The sequence below is a fragment of the Hydrocoleum sp. CS-953 genome (genome assembly GCF_002260545.1).
Classification (GTDB): Bacteria; Cyanobacteriota; Cyanobacteriia; order Cyanobacteriales; family Microcoleaceae; genus Trichodesmium.
In genome coordinates this window covers 1-2,647 of record NZ_LGSU01000291.1, presented here as the reverse complement: position 1 = coordinate 2,647, position 2,647 = coordinate 1, and the positions used below count along the sequence as shown (strand labels likewise).

Here is a 2,647-nt window from a genome sequence, read left to right as displayed (position 1 = left end):
ATTATTCGATGTCATTTTAGAGCAAAGTAACTGTTGAATTTTTGGGTAATTATTAATCCAATAACTTGCACTTCCTTTATCCTTTAATGGCATTATAGAGTTATTTAATCCAGGAGATTGATCGATAGCAAATTTTTCTAACTCAGCAAGTAGTTGATTATTATTTTTAAGTTCAAAAAGAAGACGGGGGTATTTAAGTGTTAGTGCAGTAAACTTACCCATCTGTTCTATGGTTATTGTTTGTTTCTCATCAAAAGTGACTCCAATAGAATAATAAGCAATATAAATTTTTAATGTCAGAGCATTAACATATTGTTTGAAACGACGTGGATTATTATCAAAAAAAGGAGCAACTATTTCAATCAAGTTAGCAAGGTTTTCTGGCTCTAAATCTTTTTCAATAACTGGGAAAATAGGTAATTCTGGATAGGAAACCTCTGTTTCTTCAAATTCTGAGCTTTGTTCTAAAATTGGATATTCTTCTACTTCTGTTTTTGGCTCTTCTTTTGGTGAAGATGATCTGTTGAAGATTTTTTCTCTCAATTCTTTAACTATAAGTTTTGCATCCTTAAACCTTTTGGGAATATCAAATGTTTTAGCAATTAAACTATGAGGAATCCAAAAAAAGTCTTTTTTCTCATCAGTTTCTATTTTTATCTGAGCTTCAGATCCTTTTTCCAGAAAATTATTTAACGTATTAGGAGAAGATTCAGGAACAGAGAATGATAATTGCACGAACTTTTCCAGAAAACTAAAACCATAATCTACTTGTTTGATAGACCTATCATTTCTATTTTCCCACTCTTGATTTTCTTTAGCAATTGAAGCTAGAAAAGGAATCACATCTTTTTGTTTAAAAGTTATCGAAGCTGCCACCTTTTCCCGATCCATTCCCAAAATGAAAATCAAATTCGGATCATTAGAAATCATCATATTTAGACCTTGCAATAAATCCGCAGATTTACCCAATTCACAACGGTCAAGGTCATCAATAAAAACATAAATTTTCTCATTTTTGCCTACATAAGCACGAACAATTTTAGAGAAATCTTCGTGAAATTTTTCAATAAAAGCAGCTTCCTTTTCATAATCAGGAGACTGAAGATATTGAGTCAAATCCATTTTATCGTCACCAATTAAGTTTTTTATTATTCCTAAAAGTTTTCCCATTCCAGCAACCGAACCGCTAACTCCGAGCAGTTTTAATAAATTATTTAACGAATTATTTAAAAAATTATTTAAAAAATTATTGGCATCTTCATTATTAATTGATTCTGAGTCTTGGTTATTATTTTTCTCTGTCTCATTGTTAGTTGTTTCAGAATCTTCTTTTTCACTTTTATCTTGGTCTTTTGAATCTGAATTTACAAGACCAGCCAAATTTTCAGACAACTGAGAAATTCCTTCAACGCCAAATTTCAAATATACAAATGGAATAGTTATAGTNTTCTCATTGTTAGTTGTTTCAGAATCTTCTTTTTCACTTTTATCTTGGTCTTTTGAATCTGAATTTACAAGACCAGCCAAATTTTCAGACAACTGAGAAATTCCTTCAACGCCAAATTTCAAATATACAAATGGAATAGTTATAGTAATACTAAAAATCAAAGAAACCATCACCAAAGTTTGAATAGTTTTAAACGGTTTATCCTTAAAATTTAAACGATAAATAATTAACTTATAGTGACTATATAAATTATAGAAAAAATCATAAACATTGCGATTTTTAGATAAATCCTCCAAGAAAGAAAGAGCAAAAGTCGCCCAAAGTGACTCAGACTTATCATGTCGCCAAGCATTAAACCAAACTGTTTGAGTTTTTTGCTTTAATCCTAATCTGAAAAACTTACCAATATCTGATAGATTGCTAAAAATAATCTGGTCTTTTTTAATTTTCTGCCAAACCTCTGCTAAATCTTTTTTATCTAACTCTTCAGACTTCTTAAGAATCTCCTTTTCCAACTGTTTCATAAAAGAAGATTTACCACTACCCCATTCACCTTCAATAGAAATAGTCAGTGGAGGTTTTGTATTTTCATTAGTTAAAAATTCAGCCATAGCTATTACATAAGGAGCAAAACCAAGCTCATCTTTGATTGTTGGTTGGTCTCCCACAGTAATAATTTTGTTGGATTTATCTGTAGATTCGGGCATGATTTTAAAAGTTAAAAGTTAGAAGTGAGATTTTATAACTATCAGAAAAAAAGACTATAGGGATTTGTTTTTTTCCATGGGATTTTGACTTGGGTTTGGAGACCAAACCCCTACAGTAAAATATCACAACATAAGTTAAGTAAGATACTGAATAGATACTGATAACTGATAACTGATAACTGATAGATGATTCGTAAAAAAAGACTATAGGGATTTGTTTTTTTCCATCGGATTTTGGCTTGGTTTTGGAGACCAAACCCCTACGGTAAAATCTGACAATAGTTAAAAGTTCAAAGTAAGATTTTCTAGCTATCAGAAATTATTCGTGAAACAAGACTGTATAGATTTGGCTTTTCCATCGGATTTTGGCTTGGGTTTGGAGACCAAACCCCTACAGTAAAATATCACAACATTAAGTTAAGTAAGATACTGAATAGATACTGATAACTCATAGCTGATAAATGATAACTGATAATTGATAACTGAACTAAAC

General features: G+C 30.6%; 2 protein-coding genes. Both read right to left on the bottom strand.

What is annotated here, in order from left to right; genetic code table 11:
• The coding region (locus tag AFK68_RS02635) for a P-loop NTPase fold protein (RefSeq protein WP_246843957.1) at positions 1-1,422 on the bottom strand (1,422 nt) is incomplete at its 3' end.
• A 25-nt stretch (positions 1,423-1,447) separates the two neighbouring features.
• The coding region (locus AFK68_RS44095) for a P-loop NTPase fold protein (protein ID WP_371357208.1) at positions 1,448-2,154 on the bottom strand (707 nt) is incomplete at its 3' end.
• Positions 2,155-2,647: the final 493 nt, after the last annotated feature.